Annotated in this window: 19 protein-coding genes and 1 pseudogene; 13 read left to right on the forward strand and 7 right to left on the reverse strand. The window is 65.4% G+C overall.

Annotation, left to right across the window (positions count from 1 at the left end; translation table 11 throughout):
- The first annotated feature begins 7 nt into the window (after positions 1 to 7).
- The 5 genes from V7E26_RS13130 (at position 8) to mdlC (ending at position 6,591) form a co-directional block, all read left to right on the forward strand.
- Positions 8 to 1,135: a CaiB/BaiF CoA transferase family protein gene (locus V7E26_RS13130; RefSeq protein ID WP_324416489.1), complete on the forward strand. Its 1,128-nt coding sequence runs from the start codon at positions 8 to 10 to the stop codon at positions 1,133 to 1,135.
- On the forward strand, positions 1,132 to 1,992 hold the full coding sequence (locus tag V7E26_RS13135; protein WP_324416491.1) for an FAS1-like dehydratase domain-containing protein: 861 nt from the start codon (positions 1,132 to 1,134) through the stop codon (positions 1,990 to 1,992). The genes V7E26_RS13130 and V7E26_RS13135 overlap by 4 nt, the downstream gene beginning before the upstream one ends.
- Positions 1,993 to 2,137: 145 nt before the next feature.
- A complete protein-coding gene (locus V7E26_RS13140) occupies positions 2,138 to 3,874 on the forward strand; it encodes a flavin-containing monooxygenase (RefSeq protein ID WP_324416493.1) in 1,737 nt (578 codons plus the stop codon).
- Between the two features lie 32 nt (positions 3,875 to 3,906).
- Positions 3,907 to 4,869 (forward strand): dihydrodipicolinate synthase family protein, encoded by a 963-nt coding sequence (locus V7E26_RS13145; RefSeq protein WP_324416495.1) that lies wholly within the window; start codon positions 3,907 to 3,909, stop codon positions 4,867 to 4,869.
- A gap of 99 nt (positions 4,870 to 4,968) precedes the next feature.
- Complete coding sequence (gene mdlC / locus V7E26_RS13150) at positions 4,969 to 6,591, forward strand: benzoylformate decarboxylase (protein WP_324416497.1); 1,623 nt, start codon at positions 4,969 to 4,971, stop codon at positions 6,589 to 6,591.
- A gap of 126 nt (positions 6,592 to 6,717) precedes the next feature.
- On the opposite strand, the gene V7E26_RS13155 is transcribed toward mdlC, so the two are convergent.
- On the reverse strand, positions 6,718 to 7,512 hold the full coding sequence (locus V7E26_RS13155) for an SDR family oxidoreductase (RefSeq protein ID WP_324416498.1): 795 nt from the start codon (positions 7,510 to 7,512) through the stop codon (positions 6,718 to 6,720).
- A gap of 27 nt (positions 7,513 to 7,539) precedes the next feature.
- Entirely contained in the window at positions 7,540 to 8,238 is a 699-nt protein-coding gene (gene trhA / locus V7E26_RS13160; protein ID WP_324416500.1) for a PAQR family membrane homeostasis protein TrhA, read from the reverse strand.
- Between the two features lie 208 nt (positions 8,239 to 8,446).
- On the opposite strand from trhA, the gene V7E26_RS13165 reads away from it, so the two are divergent.
- Together V7E26_RS13165 and V7E26_RS13170 are read left to right on the forward strand one after the other, a co-directional pair.
- Complete coding sequence (locus tag V7E26_RS13165; protein ID WP_324416502.1) at positions 8,447 to 9,910, forward strand: YcjX family protein; 1,464 nt, start codon at positions 8,447 to 8,449, stop codon at positions 9,908 to 9,910.
- Positions 9,907 to 10,938, forward strand: coding sequence for a YcjF family protein (locus V7E26_RS13170; RefSeq protein ID WP_324416504.1), 1,032 nt, complete (start codon positions 9,907 to 9,909; stop codon positions 10,936 to 10,938). The genes V7E26_RS13165 and V7E26_RS13170 overlap by 4 nt, the downstream gene beginning before the upstream one ends.
- A 111-nt stretch (positions 10,939 to 11,049) precedes the next feature.
- Here V7E26_RS13170 and V7E26_RS13175 read toward each other — a convergent pair whose 3' ends face one another.
- Positions 11,050 to 12,549, reverse strand: a complete 1,500-nt coding sequence (locus tag V7E26_RS13175) for a glycosyltransferase family 39 protein (protein WP_324416555.1) — start codon at positions 12,547 to 12,549, stop codon at positions 11,050 to 11,052.
- A gap of 303 nt (positions 12,550 to 12,852) precedes the next feature.
- On the opposite strand from V7E26_RS13175, the gene V7E26_RS13180 reads away from it, so the two are divergent.
- The 3 genes from V7E26_RS13180 to V7E26_RS13190 all read left to right on the forward strand — a co-directional run bounded on the left by V7E26_RS13180 (position 12,853) and on the right by V7E26_RS13190 (position 15,581).
- On the forward strand, positions 12,853 to 14,583 hold the full coding sequence (locus V7E26_RS13180) for an adenylate/guanylate cyclase domain-containing protein (protein WP_324416506.1): 1,731 nt from the start codon (positions 12,853 to 12,855) through the stop codon (positions 14,581 to 14,583).
- A 201-nt stretch (positions 14,584 to 14,784) separates the two neighbouring features.
- On the forward strand, positions 14,785 to 15,027 hold the full coding sequence (locus V7E26_RS13185) for a hypothetical protein (RefSeq protein WP_324416508.1): 243 nt from the start codon (positions 14,785 to 14,787) through the stop codon (positions 15,025 to 15,027).
- Between the two features lie 353 nt (positions 15,028 to 15,380).
- On the forward strand, positions 15,381 to 15,581 hold the full coding sequence (locus V7E26_RS13190) for a cold-shock protein (protein ID WP_028351035.1): 201 nt from the start codon (positions 15,381 to 15,383) through the stop codon (positions 15,579 to 15,581).
- 144 nt (positions 15,582 to 15,725) lie between these two features.
- Here V7E26_RS13190 and V7E26_RS13195 read toward each other — a convergent pair whose 3' ends face one another.
- Entirely contained in the window at positions 15,726 to 16,385 is a 660-nt protein-coding gene (locus V7E26_RS13195) for a hypothetical protein (RefSeq protein ID WP_442893398.1), read from the reverse strand.
- Positions 16,386 to 16,630: 245 nt separating this feature from the next.
- Between V7E26_RS13195 and putA the strand changes: the two genes are divergently transcribed.
- The 3 genes and pseudogenes from putA to V7E26_RS13210 form a co-directional block, all read left to right on the forward strand.
- The gene (gene putA / locus V7E26_RS13200; protein WP_324416519.1) at positions 16,631 to 19,642 is read left to right on the forward strand and encodes a bifunctional proline dehydrogenase/L-glutamate gamma-semialdehyde dehydrogenase PutA; all 3,012 of its coding nucleotides are present in this window, start codon (positions 16,631 to 16,633) and stop codon (positions 19,640 to 19,642) included.
- 97 nt (positions 19,643 to 19,739) lie between these two features.
- Positions 19,740 to 20,945, forward strand: coding sequence for a CaiB/BaiF CoA transferase family protein (locus tag V7E26_RS13205; RefSeq protein WP_324416521.1), 1,206 nt, complete (start codon positions 19,740 to 19,742; stop codon positions 20,943 to 20,945).
- An 11-nt stretch (positions 20,946 to 20,956) separates the two neighbouring features.
- Positions 20,957 to 21,067, forward strand: a pseudogene (locus V7E26_RS13210) (glutathione S-transferase); the annotation flags it as partial.
- Here the strand turns inward: V7E26_RS13210 and V7E26_RS13215 are convergent.
- From V7E26_RS13215 to V7E26_RS13225, 3 genes are all read right to left on the reverse strand, one after another.
- Entirely contained in the window at positions 21,060 to 21,227 is a 168-nt protein-coding gene (locus V7E26_RS13215; RefSeq protein ID WP_324416523.1) for a hypothetical protein, read from the reverse strand. The pseudogene V7E26_RS13210 and the gene V7E26_RS13215 overlap by 8 nt on opposite strands.
- A gap of 53 nt (positions 21,228 to 21,280) precedes the next feature.
- Positions 21,281 to 22,792 (reverse strand): hypothetical protein, encoded by a 1,512-nt coding sequence (locus V7E26_RS13220; RefSeq protein ID WP_324416525.1) that lies wholly within the window; start codon positions 22,790 to 22,792, stop codon positions 21,281 to 21,283.
- Between the two features lie 90 nt (positions 22,793 to 22,882).
- Positions 22,883 to 23,890: a hypothetical protein gene (locus tag V7E26_RS13225; protein WP_324416527.1), complete on the reverse strand. Its 1,008-nt coding sequence runs from the start codon at positions 23,888 to 23,890 to the stop codon at positions 22,883 to 22,885.
- Positions 23,891 to 23,935 lie beyond the last annotated feature (45 nt).

A 23,935-nucleotide genomic window follows, 5' to 3' on the forward strand; every position in this document is an offset into this window, starting at 1 on the left:
ACATAGCATGCTGCCGTTAGAGGGATTGATCGTCGTCTCCGTCGAGCAGGCGGTCGCCGCGCCGTTCTGCAGTTCGCGCCTGGCGGATGCCGGCGCCCATGTCATCAAGGTCGAGCGTCCCGAGGGCGATTTCGCCCGCGGCTATGACGCCGCCGCCAAGGGCCAGAGCAGCTACTTCGTCTGGCTCAACCGCGGCAAGAATTCAGAAGTGATCGACCTCGCGACCAAAGAAGGCCGCGCCGCGCTCGAAGAGTTGATCGGACGCGCCGACGTGCTGCTGCAGAACCTCAAGCCCGGCTCGATGGACAAGCTCGGCTTCTCGCTGGAGCGGCTGCGCAAGGAATACCCCGCGCTGATCTGCTGCACCATTTCAGGCTATGGCGACAGCGGTCCCTATGCCGAGCGCAAGGCCTATGATCTCCTGATCCAGGCCGAGAGCGGCCTTGCCTCGATCACCGGCGGCCCTGAAGGCCCGTCGCGGGTCGGCATTTCCGTGGTTGATATCGCAACGGGCGCCACCGCGCATGCGTCCATTCTCGAAGCGCTGATCGCGCGCGGACGCACCGGCAAGGGCGCCGATATCCGCATCTCGATGTTCGACGTGATGGCCGACTGGATGGCGGTGCCGCTGATCAATTCGGAAGCCGGCAACCCGCCGACGCGGATGGCGCTGGCCCATCCCTCGATCGCGCCGTATGGCGTGTTCAATTCCAGGGACGGCAAGGGCATCCTGATCTCGATCCAGAGCGAGCGCGAGTGGAAGAAGCTCTGTGCCGAGGTGTTGGGACAGCCTGACCTGCCGAACGATCCGCGCTTCGCCAACATGGTCGAGCGCGTCCGCAACCGCTCACTCACCGACCAGACGGTGGCCGACAGTTTTGCCTCGATGGACCGCGTCGAACTGCTCAAGCGCCTCGACGACGCCGACATTGCGTTTGCCGAGGTCAACACCATGGCCGATCTCTCGGTGCATCCGCATCTGCGCCGCATCGAAGTCGACACGCCGAACGGCAAGGTGAGCTATGCCGCGCCGGCCGCGATCTTCGTCGGCGAGGACCGGCGTTACGGCGCCGTGCCCGCGATCGGCGAGCATGCCGAACTTCCGAAACCCGAGAAGCAAAGCCTGAAGTCATGACCGACGCCGCCACGAAGCTCGACCTCGACCATCTGCGCCAGTGGATCGGCCGCAGCACGGAAGCAACCGACACCGTCACCGCGCAGCTCGTCAAGGGCCTGCGCGCCACGCTGTTCCAAGACATCGGCGAGCCGAAGACCGGCGATGCCGCGCCATGGACCGCGCACTGGTGCCTGGCGCAGCCGGTGTTTCCGATGTCGATGCTCGGGCCCGACGGCCATCCGACCCGCGGCGGTTTTCTGCCGCCGGTGCCGTTGCCGCGCCGGATGTGGGCCGGCGGCGAGATCGCGTTCATCGAACCCTTGCGCGTCGGCGATGAATCGACGCGCACCTCGCGCATTACGGATGTGACGGTGAAGAGCGGCTCGACCGGCCAGCTCTGCTTCGTCTCGGTCGAGCACACCGTGACGACGCCGCGTGGCACAGCGATCCGCGAGCGCCAGGACATCGTCTATCGCGACATGGGCGGCGCGGCTCCCGCTTCGCCGAAGGCCCCTCCTCCGCCGCCCGTTGCAAAACACCGCGAAACCCATGTCAGCGATCCCGTGCTGCTGTTTCGATATTCGGCGCTGACCTTCAACGGCCACCGCATCCATTACGATCGCGACTATGTCACCAAGGTCGAGGGCTATCCGGGCCTGATCTTCCACGGCCCGTTGCAGGCCGCGCTGATCGTCGAATTCGCCGCAAAACTTCATGGCGGCACCGCGCCGAAGAAGTTCAGCTATCGCGGCGTGCAGCCGCTGTTCGAAGGCAGCGAGTTCTCTGTCAATGCCAACGAAACCGGCGCCGGCCTGGAACTATGGACGGCCAATGCCGAGGGACAGCCGACCATGAAGGGCACGGCGAGCTGGTAAGCCTACACCAGAGCGCTCTTCTTTCGCCGCCGCGCGCAGCATAGGTGCCATTCGGCACCGCGCAACCGCTTGCCCACATCCGTGCCCCCGCCCTAATCTTGTCAACGGAAACGCGACAAGAAATAACAGAGGGAACAGACGGGCCATGGCTCAGGCGGATGCAGCACGCGCTCCCGAAACGGGGGTCTTCGACGCGGTCGTGGTCGGCGCGGGTTTTGCCGGCCTGTACATGCTGCACCGGCTGCGGGGGCTGGGGTTCACCGCACGGGTTTACGAGGCCGGCAGCGGCGTCGGCGGCACCTGGTACTGGAATCGTTATCCCGGCGCGCGCTGCGACGTCGAAAGCCTGCAATATTCCTTCTCGTTCTCCGAAGAGCTCGACCAGGAATGGAGCTGGTCGGAGAAATATTCGCCGCAGCCTGAAATCCTCGCCTACGCCAACCATGTCGCCGATCGCTTCAACCTGCGCAGCCAGATCGTGTTCGATACCCGCGTCACGGCGGCAACGTTCGATGAGGAGACCAATAGCTGGCTGATCGAGACCGATCGCGGCGACAGGGTCACGGCAAGGTTCTGCATCATGGCGGTCGGCTGCCTTTCGGCGCCGAACCGCCCGGCCTTCCCCGGCATGGACGACTTCCGCGGGCCGATCTATCACACGGGCGAATGGCCGCATGAGGGCGTCGACTTCAGCGGCCTGCGCGTCGGCGTGATCGGCACCGGCTCATCCGCGATCCAGTCGATACCGATCATCGCGCAGCAGGCCTCGCAGCTCACCGTATTCCAGCGCACCGCGACCTGGTCGGTGCCGGCGTGGAACGAGGCGCTGTCGGAAGACTATCTGAGGGAAGCCAAGGCGCATTATCCGGAATTGCGCGCGAAGGCCCGGGCGCGTCCGACCGGCTTCTATTTCCCGTTCAATATGCAGCCGGCCATGGAGGCGAGCGCGGACGAGCGCGAGCAGCAATATGAAGCGGCATGGCAGCGCGGCGGCCTGCCCTTTCTCGGCGCCTTTGGCGATCTGCTGTTCGACAAATCGGCCAACGACACCATCGCCGAGTTCGCGCGGCAGAAGATCCGCAGCATCGTCACGGATCCGGCGACCGCGGACCTGCTGTGCCCGGAGAATGTGTTCGGCTGCAAGCGGCTCTGTGTCGACACTGATTATTTCGCAACCTACAACCTGCCGCATGTGAAGCTGGTTGACGTGTCCAGGACGCCGATCGAGCATTTCACCAGCCATGGCATCGTGGTAGACGGCACCGAATACAAATTCGACGCCGTGGTTTCCGCGACCGGCTTTGCCGCCATGACCGGCTCGTTCGACAAGGTGAAAATCACGGGCCGCGGCGGCCGCACGCTCGCCGAGAAATGGCGCGCCGGCCCGCGCGCCTATCTCGGCCTTGCTTCAGTCGGCTTTCCGAACCTCTTCATGATCACCGGCCCCGGCAGCCCGTCGGTGCTGGCGAGCATGATCCAGGCGATCGAGCAGCATGTCGACTGGCTGGCCGATTGCCTCGGCCACATGCGCGACATCGGCGCCGGCAGCATCGAACCGTTGCAGGGGGACGAAGACGCCTGGGTGGCGCACGTCAACGACGTCTCGACGGTCTCGCTGCGGTCGACCTGCAGCTCCTGGTACGTCGGCACCAACATTCCCGGGCGCCCGCGCGTGTTCATGCCCTATATCGGCGGCTTCCCGGTCTATGTGCAGAAGTGCAACGAGGTCATGAATAACGCCTATGAAGGCTTCGTGCTGAAGGGCGCGCGGTCGAGCAACGCAGCGCCGCAGGTGCGCTTCACCGAACGCTGGCACGTGCCGCTCGATATCGAAGTGATTTCGCCGGCCGCCGTGGCGGCGAAACGCGTACCCGTCGTTTGAGCCATGACGTTTTAGCCGCAAGGAGACGAGACATGAGCCGCCATCCTGATTTCGTGCCCCAAGGCGTCATTCCGGCAGTGCTGCTGCCGTTCCACGACGATCTCTCGATCGACGAGCCGAGCTTCCGCGCCCATCTGCGCGACGTCGCCGCCGTGCAGGGACTATCCGCCATCACGGTCAACGCGCACTCGACCGAGGTCGCATCCTGCACCCGCGACGAGCAGCGTCGCGTCATGGCGATATCAGGCGATGAAGTCGGCGGCAAATTGCCGATCGTTCACGGCGTCTGGGCGGACGGCAGCCTGGAGGCGGCGCGGATCGCCCGCGAGGCGCAGGCCGGCGGCGCCTCGGCGCTATTGGTGTTCCCGCCGGCGCCGTTCACGCTTGGCCAGTCGGCCGAGATGGCGCTGGCGCATTTCAAGACCATCGCCGATGCCACCGATCTGGCGATGATCGTGTTTCAATACCCGCTGGCCACCGGCCAGGGCTATCCGGCGTCGACACTGGAGCGGCTGTTCGACGAGGTGCCGACCATCCGTGCCATCAAGGACTGGACGCAGACGGTGCCGCAGCACGACAGCCAGATTCGCGCGCTGCAGGGACGCGCGCGTCCCATCAACGTGCTCTCGACCAACAGCGCGTGGCTGCTGAGTTCGCTGGTGCTCGGCTGCAACGGCCTGCTTTCCGGCAGCGGCAGCGTCATCGCCGACCTCCAGGCCAGGCTGTTCTGCGCCGTCAGGGACAACGACCTCGCCGAAGCCCGCCGGCTGAACGACCGGATCTATCCGACGGCACGCGTGTTCTATGCCGATCCTTTTGTAGACATGCACAACCGCATGAAGGAAGCGCTGGTGCTGCTCGGCAAGCTGCCGCGCGCCGTGGTGCGCCCGCCGCTGGTCAAGATATCGGAGGCGGAAATTGCGCGGATCCGCGACGCGCTGATCGAGGCAGGGCTGCTCGACACCACGACGGCGCTGGGCCGCAACGCGGCGTAGCCGCCTGCATTGCGCCGAGACCCCGATATCCGTGCTGCTTGACTTCGCGGGCCAATCCATCGACAGGTGGATCGCTTCATCAGTACTGGGAGCCGCCCGATGTCGTCCCGCAAGCCAGCCAAGGCCACCACCACGACCGTCAAGGACGCCACCTTCGGCCTGCTCCGCGCCTTCGGCGTCGACAAGGTGTTCGGCAATCCTGGGTCGACCGAACTGCCGTTCCTGAGCGACTGGCCGGAGGACATCGAATACGTGCTCGGCCTGCAGGAATCCTCCGTGGTCGGCATGGCCGACGGCTATGCGCTCGCGACGCGCAATGCCGCGTTCGTCAATCTGCATTCGGCGGCCGGCGTCGGCCACGCACTCGGCAACGTCTTCAACGCCTACCGCAACCAGACGCCGATGGTGATCATCGCCGGCCAGCAGGCGCGTTCGATCATGCCGCTGCACGCCTTCCTCTATTCCGAGCGCGCCAGCGAATTCCCGCAGCCTTACGTCAAGTTCAGCGTCGAACCGGCCCGGGCCGAGGACGTGCCGGCGGCGATCGCGCGCGCCTATTACGTCGCGATGCAGCCCCCCTGCGGCCCGACCTTCGTCTCGGTGCCGGTCGACGACTGGGCCCGGCCGGCGCAGCCGATCGAGGCGCGCCAGGTCAGCCGCGAGCTCGGCCCCGATCCCGCCGCGATGAAGGCGCTCGCTTCGGCGCTGTCGGCGAGCAAGCGCCCTGCCCTCGTCGTCGGCCCCGGCGTCGATCGCGCCGAGGCGGTCGAACTGATGGTCAAGGTCGCCGAGAAGGCGCGGGCCGCGGTCTGGGCCAGCCCGTTCTCGGCGCGCTGCTCCTTCCCCGAGCGCCACGCGCAATTCGCCGGCTTCCTGCACGCCTCGCCCGGCCAGCTTTCGGACGCGCTGCGCGAGCATGACCTCGTCGTGGTGATCGGCGCACCGGTCTTCACCTTCCATGTCGAGGGCCACGCCGCGATCTTCGACGGCGCGGCCACGCTGTTCCAGATTACCGACGATCCCGCAGCCGCCGCGATCACGCCCGCCGGCAACAGCATCATCGCCACCATGAAGCCGGCACTTGCTCTGCTGCTGGAGCTGCTGCCGGACACAAAGCGCGCCGTGCCGGCCGGCCGCACGCTGCCGCCGCCACCGAAGGCCTCTGATCCGATCCCGGCCGATTTCCTGCTGCACGCGCTGTCATCCGCGATGGGACCCGACGACGTGCTGGTCGAGGAAATCCCCTCGCATCGCCCGGCGATGCAGAAATTCATGCCGATGCGCGGCCAGGACAGTTTCTACACCATGGCGAGCGGCGGCCTCGGCTACAGCCTGCCCGCCGCCGTCGGCATGGCGCTCGCACCGCGCAAGGCGCGCACCGTCTGCCTGATCGGCGATGGCTCGGCGATGTATTCGATCCAGGCACTGTGGACCGCCGCCCAGCGCAAGCTGCCGCTCACGGTCGTCGTCATCAACAATCAAGGCTACGGCGCGATGCGCTCGTTCAGCCAGGTGATGCAGGTGCGCAACGTGCCGGGGCTGGAGCTGCCCGGCATCGACTTCGTCAAGCTCGCGGACAGCATGGGCTGCCACGCCGTGCGGGTGACGAAATCATCGGAGCTGTCAGGCGCGCTGAAACAGGGACTATCGCATGCCGGCACCAGCCTGATCGAGGTGATGGTGGATTCCGCCGTGCCGCTGCTCTACGCGCAGAAGAGTTGAAGGCAACTCTCTCGCGGCGAGCAATCACTTCGTAGCCCGGATGAGCGATAGGTGCATCCGCTGATGGGCTGGTCCCGGATATCGCTTCGCTCATCCGGGCTACGCAGCGTCGCTCTCCCCCTCACATCACTTCCCGTAAGCCTCCCGCATCTTCGTCTGGATCTTCGCCATGCCCGATATCCAGCGGTCGTAATTCTCGGTCTTCTTGCGCATGTAGCCGAGCACCTGCGGGTGCGGCAGGATCGCGAAGGTCTCATCTTGCAGTCCCTTGAGCACGTCCCGCGCCACCTGCTCCGGCGACAGGTCGCCATCGCCGGATTGCGGGCCCTTCGGGATCGAGCGCAGCATGTTGGTGTCGACGCCCTGCGGGCACAGGATCGAAACGCGGATGTTGTCGGCCTTGTGCGAGATCGCGAGATTCTCGGCAAAGCCGACCGCGGCGTGCTTGGTGGTCGAATAGGCAGGGCTGCCGACCTGCGACAGCAGTCCCGCCGCCGAGATCGTGTTGAGGAAATAGCCGCCGCCGCGCGTCTTCATGCGCGGGATCAGGTGTCGCGCCGCATAGACATGCGCCATCACATGAACGGCCCAGCTGCGCTGCCACGGTTCGTCGGAGTTTCCGCCGGCATTCACCGACAATGGATCGAAGCCGCCGCCGATGCCGGCATTGGAGCAGAACAACTCGATCGGGCCGAACTGGCGCTCGGTCTCCTCGATGACGTGATGGATGTCCTTCTCCTTTCCGACATCGCATTTGAAGGCCGCCCCGCCGATCGGAGTGGCGACGGCCCGCGCACCGTCGGGATCGATATCGGCGACAACGACCCTGGCGGCGCCTTCGCGGTGGAAGGCCTCGCACATCGCCTTACCGATGCCGTTGGCACCGCCGGTGACAACCACGACTTTGCCCGTCACCTGCATGGCAGTTTCTCCCGTTTATTCTTGATCCTACGCCAGGATCATCATATCGAGAATAGCCGTATAATGGCAGGTGGCGCCGAGCAGGACGAAGCCGTGCCAGATCGCGTTCTGGAAGCGCAGCCGCTGCCAGGCGTGGAAGATCACGCCAAGGCTGTAGAGCACGCCGCCCGCGACCACCAAACCCAGCGCCAGCGGCGGAACCGCCTTCACCGCGGCATCGTAGATCATGACGCCGCTCCAGCCGAGCGCGAGATAGAGCCCGATGGCGAGACGATCGTACCGCCCGGGCCGCGTCAGCTTCAGCGCGATCCCGGTGATCGCGACGCACCACACCCCGATCAGAAGCGCGATCGCCAGATAGCTTTCCCGCAACTCGACGATGAACGGCGTATAGGTGGCGGCGATCAACAGGTAGATCGCGGAATGGTCGAAGCGGCGCAGCAGCCATTTGGCGCGCGACACCGGCCAGAGATTATACATCGCCGACAGGGTCAGCATCGCGAGCAGGCCCGCGACGTAGACCGACACCACGGCAATCTCGAACGCGCTGGCATAGACCGCCGTCAGGACGATCAGCGCGGTGGCGGCGACCAGCCCGAAACAGACCCCGACGATATGCACGACGCCGTCGGCGATCAGTTCGGCACGGTCGTAGTTCCACTGCATCGCGCCGGCGGCTGAGTTGATCGATGTCGAGGCGAGTTGTTTCAGTGTGAAGATCGTCATGCAGCCCCGCGAGATGCTGATCAGGAAGCGGTATAACATGGCTATCGCGGCATTTTCGTGCTGAGGCCTGTTCCGTCATGGCCGGGCTTGTCCCGGCATGACGAGCTTGGGCCCGGGATCAACCCGATCACAAGCGCTTGATTTTGGCCCGCCAATCGCCACCTTGCAGGCATCGCTTAACCTACCTGCATCGAGCCTTCCCGCCCGCATGGCCCCCAGTTTTTCAGACATCGTCGAGGAAGCGCGCCTGTCGGCGCGGGCGCTTCTGGATTACGGCGACAGCTTTTTCAATCCGACCGTGCGGCTGGGGGTCACAGGCCTGTCGCGCGCCGGCAAGACCGTGTTCATCACGGCGCTGATCCACGGCCTGACCCGTGGCGGCAGGTTTCCGGTGTTCGAGCCCTATGCCTCGGGCCGGATCGCCAGCGGCCGCCTCGCGCCGCAGCCGGACGATGCCGTGCCGCGCTTTGCCTATGAGAACCACGTCCGCAGCCTGATCGAGGAACGGCGCTGGCCCAACTCCACCACCGACATCTCTGAATTGCGGCTGGTGATCGACTACCAGCGGCAGAACGGCGCCGACCGCACGCTCACCGTCGACATCGTCGACTATCCCGGCGAATGGCTGCTCGACCTGCCCCTGCTCAACAAGAGCTTTGAGCAATGGTCGGCCGAGAGCCTGGCGCTGGCGCGCGAGGGACCGCGCGCCAAGCTGGCGGCGCCCTGGCACGAACACCTCGCGACGCTTTCCCCTGAAGGCCGCGAGGATGAACAGGCGACACTTACGGCGGCAAAGCTGTTCACCGATTATTTGCGCGCCTGCCGCGACGAACGCTTTGCGATGAGCCTGCTGCCGCCCGGGCGCTTCCTGATGCCGGGCAGTCTCGCCGATACGCCGGCGCTGACCTTCGCGCCACTCGATGTGGCGATGGATGGTACCGCGCCCGACGGTTCGCTGTGGGCGATGATGCGGCGGCGCTATGAAGCCTACAAGGACGTCGTGGTGCGCCCGTTCTTCCGCGACCACTTTGCGCGGCTCGACCGCCAGGTCGTGCTGGTCGATGCGCTCGCGGCGTTCAATGCCGGGCCCGAGGCGCTGCACGATCTCGAAGCAGCGCTCGCCGGCATTCTCGACTGCTTCCGCGTCGGCCGCAGCACGATCCTGAGCACGCTGTTTCGTCCGCGGATCGACCGCATCCTGTTTGCCGCCACCAAGGCCGATCACCTGCACCATTCCAGCCACGACCGGCTGGAAGCGGTGCTGCGCCGCGCCGTCGCCAAGGCGGCCGATCGCGCCGAGTATGCGGGTGCCGCGATCGACGTCGTCGCGCTCGCCGCCGTGCGCGCGACGCGCGAGGCGACGGTGGCGCGCGGCCGCGAAAAACTGCCCTCGATCCTCGGCACGCCCGCCCCCGGCGAGACCGCCAATGGCGACACCTTCGACGGCGAGACTGAAGTGGCGACCTTCCCGGGCGACCTGCCCGCCGATCCCGAAGCGCTGTTCAATGGCGGCTTTCGCGGGCTTTCCAGCACGGCACACGAAACGGCAGATTTCCGCTTCCTGCGCTTCCGCCCGCCGCTCCTGGAACGCAACGCCAAGGAGGAGCCCACGCTGCCTCACATCCGTCTCGACCGCGCGCTTCAGTTCCTGATCGGAGACCGACTGCAATGAGCGAGAAGACGCCCCATCGGCGGCCGGCGACGTTCAAGCTCGGCGATCCCAACGTGGTCGTCATCGACCCCGACGAGAGTGCGCGACCTGCGCGCGGCACCGTGCAGATCAAGCCGGAGGCCGATCCCGCGACCCTGCCGGTGCCGCTCGACAAGCCGCTCCTCCCGGCGCGGCGCGGCTTCCGCTGGGGCACGCTGTTCTGGTCGGCGCTCAGTGGGCTGGTACTGCTCGGCAGCGGGCTCGGCGTCGTCAACCTGATCGAGGATTTGTTCGCGCGCAGCCAGACGCTGGGCTATGTCGCGCTGGCGTTCGCGATCGCCGCGGGGCTCGCGCTATCGGTGGTGATCGGTCGCGAGGCGTTCGGGCTGGCGCGGCTCGCCGCGATCGAGAAGCTGCACCGGCGCGCGATCGACGTGCTGCGCAGCGACGACCGCGCCGCGAGCCGCGAGGTGGTCAGCGACTTGCTCAAGCTTGCCCACCAGAACCCGCAACTGGCCCGCGCCCGCGCCACGCTCGTGAGCCATGCCGACGACATCATCGACGGCGCCGACATGATCAAGCTGGCGGAGCGCGAATTGATGGCGCCGCTCGATGAGGAAGCGCGCCGGCTGGTCTCGACGGCAGCCCAACGCGTCTCGGTGGTGACTGCCGTCAGCCCGCGCGCCCTGATCGACGTACTGTTCGTGTTCGTCGCCGCGATGCGCCTGATCCGGCAGTTGGCGCGGCTCTATGGCGGCCGGCCCGGCACGCTCGGCATGATCAGCCTGTTGCGGCACGTCATCGGCCACCTCGCCATAACAGGCGGCATGGCCGTCGGCGACAGCCTGGTGCAGCAGGTGCTCGGCCACGGCATCGCGGCAAGGCTCTCGCAGCGGCTCGGCGAAGGCGTGCTCAACGGCCTGCTCACGGCACGGCTGGGCCTGGCCGCCATCGACGTGACGCGCCCGTTGCCGTTCACGGCCTTGCCGCGGCCCGCGCTCGGTGATCTCGCGAAGGATCTGCTGAGCAAGCGGGATGATGAGGCATGAGGTCTCGTGGCGTGGGCGCAAGCGTCGCCAGTTCAATCCGTAGCCCGGATGAGCGCAGCGACATCCGGGACAACTCTCGCACCGTCCCGGATGTCGCTGCGCTCATCCGGGCTACGAACTGATCGCACCGCTCCCGTCACGCGCCGCCAGCACGCGCCAGCGGAACAGCGGCGAGCCCGGTGGCGGGGAAAGTTCTGGTGTCCATCCCGTCAGCGTCTCCAATGCGTAGGTATCCATCACGGTCCCGCGCCAGACGCGCTGGACCCGATCCAGCGGTTCGCGTTTGGCACCGACGAGAGCCCACAGCGGCATGCGATCGTCGGGCTCGCGCCCGACGTAAAGACCAGGATGATCCTTGATCAATCCCATGCCCGGATCGGCAAAGCCCTGAAACCTGCCGCGCTCGTTGATCTGGACCACCGGCACCTCACCCCTGAAATGCCAGCGCAGCATCGCGTAGGTGCGATAATCGGTCGTGGCGATCCAGGTCGCGCCGGTCTTCTGCAACTGCGCGCGCGCGCGCGCCGCGACCTGTTCGTAGCCGGCCTCGCCGCCGACCGGATCGGTCCTTCCGATCAGATTCCAGGGCGCCGCGACGTAATAGAAGAACACGACGACGACGAAGGCGATTCCGGTGACGACCGCCACCCGCGCCCAGTGCAACGTCGACCTGACCAGCCGCTCCGAAAAACCCTCACGCGGCAGCATCACGAGGTTGATCGCTGTGGCGGCGAAGCCGGCGGGCCACAGGAACATCGGCCAGGTGTCGCCGACGCGCAGCGTCAGCGACTTCCAGAGGAAATAGAGGAACGGCACCAGCACGGCGGTCGACAGCAGGATCGCGACAGGCTCGCGGGTACGATAGCCGCGCCATGCCGTCAGCGTCACGCCGGACAGCACCACCGGCAGCAGCACGAAGCCGACAAGGCCGAACTGCAGGCCGATGAATTCGCCGAGGGTGCGGAACGAAAACGGATGGGTGGCGACCGCGCGCACGAACTGGAAGCGGAACGAGGCCCAATCGTGCTGCGCGTTCCAGAGCAGGACCGGCAGGAACACGATCATTGCGATCAGCGCCCCGGCCCATGGATACGGGCTGAGCAGCCAGCGTCGCCGCCAGTCCGGCACCAGCAAAAAAGCCGCGACCGCCGGCAGCAGCAGGACCGCGGTGAATTTCGACAGCAGCGCCAGTCCCGCGAACAGCCCGGCGGCCAGCCACCAGCGCGGGTTGCCGCTCTCGGTGAGCCGCACCAGCGCCCACAGCATCGCGACCGCGCACGGGATCATCGCCGTATCGGGCGCAACCTTCGCCATCAACAGCCCGTAATAGAGCGCGGCCTCCGGCAGCAAAACCGCAAAGATGACGGCGCGCGCATCCTGTGTCACACGGCGGACGATATCGGCGAGCAGAAGCTGCGTGACCAGCATCGCGACGATGCCACCGAACCGCACGCCGAGACTGGTGTCGCCGAAGATCGCGGTGCCGAAACGGATCAGCCAGGCGATGCCGGGCGGATGGTCGAGAAAGGCGAGCGCACTCTCCTTCGACCACGTCCAGTAGTAGGCCTCGTCGGTGCGCAGATCGAGCACGCCGGCATAGACCAGCCGCATCGCCGTCAGCGCCGCGATCAAGAGGATCACGGCAAGCCATCGCGGCGCGGCGGGACTGACCGATTTAGTGCTGGCTTTATCGGGCGGGGCTATGATCACGGCGCTTTCTCTCTGACTACCCCGGGGGTGTCAACGTGCCATGAACGCAGGGACCCATAACCACCGATTGTGGTAAGGAAAATCGCATGGACCACGGCACGACCGGAAAGCCGCGGCGTATGGGTCCCTGCGTTCGCAGGGACGACGTGGTACTAACCGATGGAATAAAGCACCGGTATCGCCGATATAGCCACTATGGATCGCATGGCCGCCTTTTCCCGAGAACGACTGACCAACGCCCTTCGCGGCATCAGCCTGCGGCAGGTCCGCCTTGTCAGCGGCGTCATCCTGTTCGCCTATCTGGTCAGCCATTTCCTCAACCACGCGCTCGGCAACATCTCGCTGGAGGCGCTGGCGACCGGCGTCACCATCCACACCGCGTTCTGGCAATTCCTCCCAGTCACGATTGTGTTCTATGCCGCCTGCGTGGCGCACACCGCGCTCGGCATCTGGGCGCTCTATGAACGCCGGCAATTCCGCTGGAGGGCGATCGAGCCGCTGCAGCTTGCGCTCGGCCTCAGCATCCCGATGCTGATCATCGCCCATGTCATCGGCATCAGGCTTGGGCAAACGCTGTTCGGACATGACAGGACCTATCCGCAAGTCCTGTTCCTGTACTGGATCTGGGCGCCATGGCGGATCTGGACGATGCTGCTGGTCATGACCATCGCCTGGGTCCATGGCTGCATCGGCCTGTATTTCTGGCTGCTGATGCGCGCGTTCTACAGGCGCGCCGCGCCGTACCTGCTTGCCGCGGCGGTGCTGGTGCCGACGCTCGCGATGCTCGGCTTCTATCAGAGCGGCCGCATGGTGATCGATCTCGACAGCGATGAATGGCGCGCGGAGACCCAGTCGCCGAAGCAGATCGGCACCCGTGCCGAAGCGCAAACGCTCGAACGCATCACGGACATCTTCCTGATCGGCTATTTCGGCCTTCTCGGCATTGCGCTCTTGGCACGCGGCGCCCGCGCCATCAACGAGCGCCGCCGCGGCATGATCAACCTCTCCTACGGCAATGGCCGCACGGTGCGCGTGCCGCGCGGCCTCAGCGTGCTCGAGGCAAGCCTGCGCAACAACGTGCCCCACGCCAGCGTCTGCGGCGGCCGCGCACGCTGCTCGACCTGCCGCATCCGCATCATCGGCGATTGCCACGACCTGCCGAAACCCTCGCAGCGCGAGGCGTTCGTGCTCGGGCGCGTCGCCACCTCGGATCCCTCGATCCGCCTCGCCTGCCAGTTGCGGCCAGTGTCCGACCTCTCGTTCTTCCAGCTCTTCCTGCCGCATACCTCCGCCGACGGCCACGAGTCGAACCCGACGCGCGTCGGTCAGGAGCGCTACCTCGTCAGTCTGTTCGTGGACATGCGCGGCTCGACGCAGCTTGCGGAAAAGCGCCTGCCGTTCGACACGGTGTTCATCGTCAACCGCTTCCTCGGCGCGGTATCGCAGGCGGTGCTCGAGAGCGGCGGCATGCCGAACCAGTTCGTCGGCGACGGCATGCTGGCGCTGTTCGGCCTCTCGACCAGCCGCCGCGAATCCTGTCGCCAGGCGCTGCGCGCGGCGGCAATGATCGCCGCCAATGTCGATGCGCTGAACAAGTTTCTCGAACACGATCTGCGCGAGCCGATCCGCTTCGGCATCGGCATCAATGGCGGCGAGGTCATCGTCGGCGACATCGGCTATCGCGACCACATGGTGTTCACCGCGCTGGGCGATCCCGTCAATGTCGCGGCGCGCCTGCAGGACATGACGAAGATTCTGGCCTGCGAGCTCGTGGTCTCGGATGAAGTTCGCGCGACCGCGGGACTTGCGGAAGATGCGCTGCCGGCGCAGGAAGTCGCGATCCGCGGACGCAACGAGCCGATGATCGTGCGCACCGTCGCCGATGCGCGAACGCTGCCGGAACTGGTTAACGGCGAGCAAAGCGCGGCGGCCTGAAACAGCTTCAGCGATAGCGGTTCAGGGCCTGTGTGATGTTTTTCACATCTGAATGATCGTTCAGAAAATTGTCGGCGAACGCGGCGCGGATTCGTCGAACCCGCGGTTTCGGGCATGCGACTGATTGGCGATGGGTAAGACTGAAACTTGAACCCGCGCCACGACAAACAGTCGAACGCGCATGCCAACAGGAGAACGACCATGTTTCGCAAAGCTACTCTCGCACTTGCCGCCGCCGCCTCCCTCAGCGCGATGGCGCTGGCTCCCACCAGCGCTTCGGCGGGCGGCTTCATCTGGCCTGGCTACCATCATCATCACCATCACTGGGGCCATGGTTTCGGCATCGGCTTCGTCGGCGGTGGGGGCTATGACGGCTGCTACGTGACGCGCCGCGTGCTGACGCGCTACGGATTCCGGTGGCGCACCGTGAACGTCTGCTACTGATCAAGTCGCGACGTTCGGTGCAAGGACCCTGGTCGCTGACGCGGCCGGGGTTTTCCATTCGCGGTTGCAAAGTCGGTCCAAGGCTCCTTGCAAGACACGCGGATACCGCTGGCGCGCAGCGCGTCGGGACGATCCGTCAAGTCGGGAATTCCCGCCATCCGGTCGCCAAAATCGGAGCGAAATCGGCAAAAACAGCCAAAATCGGCGGCAAATCGAGGCCTTTTCGCCGAAACGGCCGTTCCGTTTGCGCTATTCAGCCTGCCCCAACCCGCGTATCCTTGATGAACGGGCATGCCGGTTAGTGCGGGGACCGGCGGCTCGTTTATTTTTTTGATTCCGCGGAGACGACGTGAATGGCTAAAGGTACGGTGAAGTGGTTCAATCCGACCAAGGGGTACGGGTTCATCCAGCCCTCGAGCGGCGGCAAGGACGTGTTCGTTCATATTTCAGCAGTTGAGAAAGCTGGCCTTTCGACACTCAATGAAGGACAGACCGTCGAGTACGAAGAGATCGCTAACCGCGGCAAGACTTCGGCCGAGAACCTCAAGGTTTAGCGCAAGCGCTATCGGTAACGGCACACTCTCGGAATGAATTCCGAGAGTAGGCTGAGAGAAACTACCCAAAAACTGTGAGCGTTCGGCGGAGCGGGCACCGCTTCTGCACGCGCGACGACCAGGTCGTGCGCAAGAACCGGCCGCTCAATCTTCCGTCACCCATTGCTGGACCGTCATCACGTCCGGTGGCTGCAGATAGCCACGCGGCCAGAGATCGACTACCCATTCGACCTTGCTGGCGCGATCGACCAGCACGGCGGTGTTGTGCGGCGTCTGCAGCACCAGCGTATTGCCGCGATAGTGCGGATCCCCGACCGCGTGATGCTTGAGCAGGCCCCACTCCTGCAATATCAACAGCAAGCTGGTGGTATTTCGCGTGGTGTCCCAGCAATCGTAGTTGTGCTTGTCGTCGAAGTAGCGGAAATCCGCCTTCGCCACGCGCTTGTTGGTGCCGAGGATCGGCCCCATGCGGCGGTCGAACCATACCACCACCTTCTGCACCGCGGCGCGTTCCGCAACGGCCGAGGCGCGCCCAGCCGCCATGATCTGGGTCAGCGCCTTGCGATCGGCGTCGCTGAATTCGAGAATCTCGCGGCGGCGGCAGACGAAGCCGTAGCACACCGTCATGGATCTGGCGTTGGGCGGATTGATCGATACCGACTCGTAGAGATAGCTGATCGCCGAACTCATCCCGGCGGCGGACGCGGCCGCCGAACCGAACGTCACGCCAAGGAGCACGCCAAGCACGGCCGCGCAATTGTTGCGCGTGCGGCCTCCCCTTATCGGCAGAGCGGCGTCTCCCATCATTACCTGCGAGTTCCCGGACGGCGGCGGCGGTGTCTGACGATTAGCGCGGCATTCCCGCGCTGCCAACCGGCTAGCCTGCAATCCAGGGGGCGCGCGGCGTAAATTTGGCTGGCTGTGTTTTTCGTGCGCCAGTCGTACGTTCCCGAGGCTGACGATCAGGATTCTCGACTGGTCGGAGAGGAATTTGCGGCCTGTTCCGGCCACCTTTGGCCCGGTAAACTGGCCGAAGCTAAGAGAACCCCATGCCGATTCCCGCCCCGCTTCCGCCGTCCTTCAGCGCACCCTACGCTCCCGATGATGGGGTCATGGCCATCAGCCTGCTACCGGCCGCGCGGCTCGATCCGGCGCAGGAGGCGCGCATCGACCGCACGGCGACGACACTGATCGAAGCGATCAGGTCCAACGACGATCCGCTCGGCGGCGTCGAGGACATGCTGCGCGAGTTCGCGCTGTCGACCAAAGAGGGATTGGCGCTGATGGTGCTGGCGGAAGCGCTGCTGCGCGTGCCGGATGCCCGCACCGCCGACCAGTTCATCGAGGACAAGCTGGCGCAGGGCGACTTCGTCCATCACGAGACCAGGTCGAGCGCCTTCCTGGTCAACGCCTCGGCCTGGGCGCTCGGCATGTCGGCCCGCGTGATCCAGCCCGGCGAGACGCCGCGGGGCACCATCGGAAGGCTGACCAAGCGGCTCGGCGCCCCGGCCGTGCGGGCGGCGACGCGGCAGGCGATGCGGCTGATGGGCAACCACTTCGTGCTCGGCGAGACCATCGAGGCCGCGCTGGCGCGGGCGCAGCCGCATGCCTCGCGGCATCAACGCTACTCCTTCGACATGCTCGGGGAAGGCGCGCGCACCGCCGACGACGCCACGCGCTATTTCAACTCCTATTCAAGCGCGATCGAAGCCATCGGCCGCACTGCCGGCGACAATCCCCTGCCCGACCGCCCCGGCATCTCGGTCAAGCTCTCGGCGCTGCATCCGCGCTTCGAGGCAGTGAGCCGCGCGCGCGTGATGAGCGAGCTGGTCCCCCGGCTGCTCGAACTGGCGAGACAAGCGAAATCGTACGATCTCAATTTCACGGTCGATGCCGAGGAAGCGGACCGGCTGGAATTGTCGCTCGATGTGATCGCAGCAGCGCTCGCAGATCCATCGCTGGCCGGTTGGGATGGCTTTGGCCTCGCGATCCAGGCCTATCAGAAACGCGCCGGCGACGTGATCGATTACGTCGATCGGCTCGCGCGCAGCCAGAACAGCAACATGATGGTGCGGCTGGTAAAGGGCGCCTATTGGGACACCGAGATCAAGCGCGCGCAGGAGCGCGGGCTCGATGGCTACCCCGTCTTCAGCCGCAAGGCGATGACCGATTTGAACTACCTGGCCTGCGCGCAGCAATTGCTGGCGCTGCGGCCCCGGATATTTCCGCAATTCGCCACCCACAATGCGCTCACGGTCGCAACCATTCTCGAACTGGCGACCGACAGAAGCGGATTCGAATTCCAGCGCCTGCACGGCATGGGCGAGGCGCTCTATGCAAGGCTCGGCGAAGATCATCCCGACATCGCCCATCGCACCTACGCGCCCGTCGGCAGCCATCGCGATCTCCTGGCCTATCTGGTACGGCGGCTGTTGGAAAACGGGGCCAACTCGTCCTTTGTCGCGCTCGCCGCCGACGAGACGGTGCCGGTATCGCAACTGCTGCGGCGGCCGGCCAACATCATCGGCCGTGCCGACAATGCAAGACATCCCAACATCCCGTTGCCGCGCGACCTGTACGGACTTCAACGGAAAAATTCCCGCGGCGTCGAACTCGGCGAACGCACCGCACTCGCGCAACTCGTTTCTGATATCGCCGCGGCCTCGGTGCCCGCGGCAGGCAGCATTCCCGACGCAACCGAGAGCGAGGCCAATGCGGCGATCTTGGCTGCACGAGTTGGCTTCAGGCACTGGGCTGCAACACCGGCTGGGATGCGCGCAGCCGTATTGGAGAAAGCCGGCGATCTCCTGGAAGCGCGTGCGGCGCATTTCATCGCGTTGCTGCAACGCGAGGGCGGCAAGACGCTCGATGATTCGATCTCGGAAGTCCGCGAGGCCATCGACTTCTGCCGTTACTATGCGACGCAGGGCCGCGAGCTGTTCGGCGAAGGCAATCCGATGCCGGGACCGACTGGCGAAAGCAATGTGCTTCGCCTCCGTGGGCGCGGCGTATTCGTCGCGATCTCGCCATGGAATTTTCCGCTGGCGATTTTCCTCGGCCAGATCACCGCGGCGTTGATGGCCGGCAACGCGGTCGTGGCCAAGCCTGCCGAGCAGACTCCGCTGATCGCTGCCGAGGCGGTGCGACTGTTGCATGAAGCGGGGGTACCGGCGTCAGCGCTGCATATGGTCGCCGGCGATGGCAGGATCGGCGGCGTGCTGGTGGCGCATCCCGATATTGCCGGGGTCGTCTTCACCGGATCGACCGAGGTGGCACGCACGATCAACCGCGCGCTCGCTGCCAAGGATGGGCCGATCGTGCCGCTGATTGCCGAGACCGGCGGCATCAATGCGATGATCGTCGATGCCACGGCCCTGCCCGAGCAGGTATCCGACGACGTCGTGACCTCGGCGTTTCGCTCCGCCGGCCAGCGCTGTTCGGCGTTGCGGCTGCTGTTCCTGCAGGAGGACGTCGCGGGCCGCATGATCGAGATGATCGCGGGCGCCGCGCGCGAGCTCGTCATCGGCGATCCCTTGGACCCGGCAACCCATATCGGTCCGGTGATCGACGCCGAAGCCAAACAGCGGCTGGACGCACATATCGACCGCATGAAGAAGGAGGCGCGGGTGAACTTCGCGGCTAACGCGCCGCTTGGCAACTATATCGCACCGCATATTTTCGAACTGTCCGATGCCAGCCAGCTTGCGGAAGAAGTGTTCGGCCCGGTGCTGCATGTGGTGCGCTACCGCGCCGACCGGTTCGACCAGGTCCTGCAGTCGATCGAGCGCTCCGGCTACGGGCTGACGCTCGGCATCCATTCGCGGATCGACGACATGGTGGAGGACGCGATCGACAGGCTCCAGGTCGGCAATATCTATGTCAACCGCAACATGATCGGTGCGGTCGTCGGCGTGCAGCCGTTCGGCGGCCATGGGCTGTCCGGCACCGGGCCCAAGGCCGGCGGACCGCATTACCTCGCACGCTTCGCAACGGAACAGACGGTAACCATCAATACGGCGGCGGCCGGCGGAAATGCAGCGCTGATGTCGGGCGGCGAGTAGTTGCATCACCCTGCAAGATGGGTCAAATGACGTTCGAACGGGATCGCGAGAGAGCGATAATCAACAACACCGGGAAACGTCACGGAGCGACGCCACGATGGAAAAGGGTATCTTCGAAGGTCTCAAGGTTCTGGATTGCGCGAGCTTCATCGCCGCACCTGCGGCCGCCACCGTGCTGTCCGACTTCGGCGCCGACGTGATCAAGATCGAGCCGCCCGGCGCCGGCGATCCCTATCGCAACCTGCCGAACCTGCCGGGCTACCCGCATAGCGAGCATAATTTCGCGTGGATGCTGGAGGCCCGCAACAAGCGCAGCCTCGCACTCGATCTCTCCAAACCTGAGGGACGGGCGGTGTTGCATCGTCTGGCGGCAGAGGCCGACGTCTTCATCACCAACTATCCGCCGCAGGTGCGCGAGCGGCTCGGCATCACCCATGACCATCTGGCGCCCCACAACGAACGCCTGATCTACGCCTCCTTCACCGGCTACGGCGAAAAGGGCGAGGAAGCCAACAAGCCCGGCTTCGACTCCAACGCCTATTGGGCGCGCTCCGGCCTGATGGACCTGGTGCGCGCGGACGAACACACCACGCCGGCACGGTCGATCGCCGGCATGGGCGACCACCCCTGCGCGATGGCGTTCTACGGCGCGATCGTCACCGCGCTCTACAAGCGCGAGCGCACCGGCAAGGGCTCGCATGTCAGCTCCAATCTGATGGCCAACGGCGTCTGGGCGGCTTCGGTGCTGGCGCAGGCCAAGCTCGTCGGCGCGAAGTTCGGCGAACGCCGTCCGCGCGAACGCGCGCTGAACGCGGTCACCAATCATTACCAGTGCAAGGATGGCCGCTGGCTGATCCTTTCGCTGCTGAACGAAGACCGGCAATGGCCGACGCTGGCGCGCTGTCTCGGCCGCGAGGATCTCGTCAGCGATCCCCGCTTCGAGACGAAGAAGGACCGGCACGCGCGGTCGCTTGAGCTGATCAAGATCTTCGACGAGGTGTTTGCGGCCCGGGAGCTCGCCGAGTGGCGCAAGATCCTCGACGGCAACGGCCTGGTATTCGGCGTCGTCGGCATTCTCGACGACATCCCGAACGACAGGCAGATGATTGAGAACGAGGTGCTGGTACCGTTCGAGAACGACACCATGCTGACGATCAACAGCCCGATCTGGGTCGACGGCAGCAAGAAGGTCCAGCCGCGCAAGCCGCCCGGCATCGGCGAGCACAGCGACGAAATTCTCCGCAACGCCGGCTATGACGACGCCGCGATCAAGGCGCTGCGCGCCGCCGGCGCGGTGGCCTGAGGCCGCGCGCCATGCCGAGCTATCGCCTGCATTATTTTCCGGAGTCGGGAAACAGCTACAAGCTCGCGCTGATGCTGACGCCGTGCGGGCAGAGCTTCGAGGGCGTGTGGACCGTCAGCGGTTGAGCCACGCCCATGCGATGCCGAATGCGATGAATCCGATAACGATCGAAACCGCGATCGCCCAGACGCTGACCCGGACACTGCCGATCATCTGCCGATCGGCTTCGTTCTCCGCGATCTTGCGATTGCGTTGCCTTTGCTCCTGATCGGAAGAACTCATCGCCGGTCTCCGCTCGGCCGCTGCTGCCCTCCCTTAGCACAATTTGCGAAGGCTTAGCGGCTTTTGACGAAGCACATGCCGATCCGGGAGATCTTGCCGGCAGCCTGGCAGCTCAGGCCTTCGGCGCAGGTCCAGTCGCGAAAGCTGGCGTCGTTGCCGGCGGCCGGCTTGCCCCGCAGATAGCAATGCGCGCCCCAGCCGTCGTAGTAATTGGTTCCGGCGAGTTCGGTGCCGCCGCGCAATTGCGGACGGCTGGCGAAGCCGCGCGAATAATCGGGCGACTTGCCGTCGCGCAACGAGGCCAGGATATCACGGCGGCGGACCTGATCGCCGTAGAAGTGCGGCGACGCCGGCACGACGGTCGTATTCGACGGTTTCTCCGCCATCCAGTCGACGCCGGGAAAATGAAAGCCGCCGATGCCGCGCGTCTGGTGGCAGCCCGCACAGGTCACGTCGTTGAGGCGCCGTTCGAAGCCGGCGGGCGAGCGGATGTTCTGCAGCTTCACACCGCTTTCTGTGGCCTTCTTCAGCGCCGTCACGACGTCGGCCTCGTTGAACACGGCGCCCTCGCTTTGCAACAGTCCGAATTCAGGGCTGAGATCCGACGGATCGAATCCGATCGGTGTCGGCGCAATCGCGCCGCTCGCCAGGAATTTTTCCGGGATCAGCACGGTACCGCGATCGAACGCGGCGAGATTGGCTGTATCGAGCAGCCACGCCTTGAACTCGCGCTTGAGGCCATCGTCCGCCAGAAGCCGCGCGCGATCGATCTGGTTCTCCATCGGCCCTTCGACGAACGCGCCCGCATCGCGATTGTAGCGAAACACCTTCAGCAGATAATCGGTGCGGAAATCGCGAACCGCGGATTTCGGCGCGTGCGCGATCTGCAGATTGGTTTCGATACGGTCGATATTCTCAGGGTTGATCAGATCAAGCGGGCCGCTCGGGGCCGAGAGTATTTGGTCAGGCGGCATGGCAAGCCAGCGGCCCGCTATTTCAGCACAGGTGATCGCCGCACCCTCGGCTTTCGCCTTCAACACGAGATTGAGCGTCATCGGCAGCCGCGGCGAAGCGTCGTCGCCGGCTGGCTTGTTGAGCCGCGTCAGGCGGTAGATCAGGCGGATTTCGCCGCAGCTTGCTTCAGCGGCATAAATACGGTCCATGCGGTTGACGATGCCGGCCAGCACGAACCTCGTGTCGGCCGAATAGAGCAGCGCGCGATCGAACAGCTGAAAATCAAAGCCGGTACCGACGCCGATCGTTTCCTTCGGCAGGCTCGCGTTGTGCTGTGCAATGTAGCGATCGAACTCACGGTCGATCGCCTGGCGCAGTTGTAACATCGACGGCAGCGCGAACAGTTCGCCGCCGGCGAGCGGCGTGTCAGCCGACCGCTGCGGTGACAACATGCGATCGAGGCGAAATCTTCCGCCATCGAGCTCGCGCAGCGTCACGGGATCGATGATCGCGGTGCCGCGCTCGAGCGCCGCATCCTGGGCTGCACGGGCCGGCAACGCGCCGCACAGCAGGGCAAAGGCAATGGCGAGAAATCCTGACGCGCGGCTCATGCCCTCACTAACACCGCGTAAAAAGGTCTATTCAAGGAAAAAGGCGCCTCACATCGCTGTGAGGCGCCTTGTTTTCAGTCCGTCGTCCGGTCAGCGCGCGACGATCAGGCCTTTGCTCGTCACGACGACCCAGCGGCCGTCCTGCTTGCGGATGGCATCGACGCGGCCCAGACCGGGCACGGGATCGCCGGCATAGACCTCGTACATGCCGCGGCGGCTTTCGATCAGCGCGCTGCCGTTGGCGACGTCGCGCAGTATCCAGCCTTCGACGGTCGGCAGACGGGCCACTTCAGGCTTCGGTGGCGCCGCAGGTGCGGCCGCGGCCTGCTGCGGGATGGAGCCGGTAACGTCCTTCTCCTTCGCGGAAGCCGGCGCGGCGGCAGCGGTGGTCACTGATGCCTGTGCGGTGCGGAGCTTGTCGACGGCCTCGGTGAGCTTGGCGAGCTTGGCGGCCGGCTCAGCCTGCGCCTTCTCGACCTTGTCGAGGCGGTCAGCGGTCTTGGTGTATTGGGTCGCGCCGGCCTTGGCGGTGTGTTCGATGCTGGTCTTCAGCGTCGTGATGTCGGCGTCGATCCGCGCAATCGCGGCTTCGAGCGCGGTGTCCTGGGCTGAGGCCTGGGTAGCCGGCGCTTCGGCCATCAATTTTCCAATACCCGCAGTCGCCAGCGCGCCACCCAGCGCACCCGCGACCGTAGCCAGTGCCACCAAGGCAGCCACGGCGCCGAACTTTCGCTTGCCCGACGATGCCTGCGCGGCCTTTGCCTCGGAGCCGACCCGGTCACCGGGGGACATGATCATCACATTGCCCGGGAAGCGTGGCGCCTCCGGCTTCGCGGCGTCAATCCTTGGAGTTTCCTTCGGAGGATCAACCTTGGGAGTTTCGGCCTTGGGCACATCAACCTTCGGCGCTTCCATGCTGACAGGCTCCGCCTTGGATGCATCTGGCTTTGGCGAGGTCGCTTCCTGATCGGGCGCAAGCCGGATGGCCCCGGACTCCGTCGCGGCGATCGCCGGCTCGCCGGCCGCTGGCGTCTCTGTTGCGGCCGGCCCAGGGGTTCCGGTTTCAGCGCTGGCGGGCTGGGACTGCTGATCGCTCACGTTGGATTCTCCAGAATTGATTGACCATTTGGTAACTTTTATTGC

Origin of the sequence: Bradyrhizobium sp. (assembly GCF_036735945.1) — a bacterium.
Classification (GTDB): Bacteria; Pseudomonadota; Alphaproteobacteria; order Rhizobiales; family Xanthobacteraceae; genus Bradyrhizobium.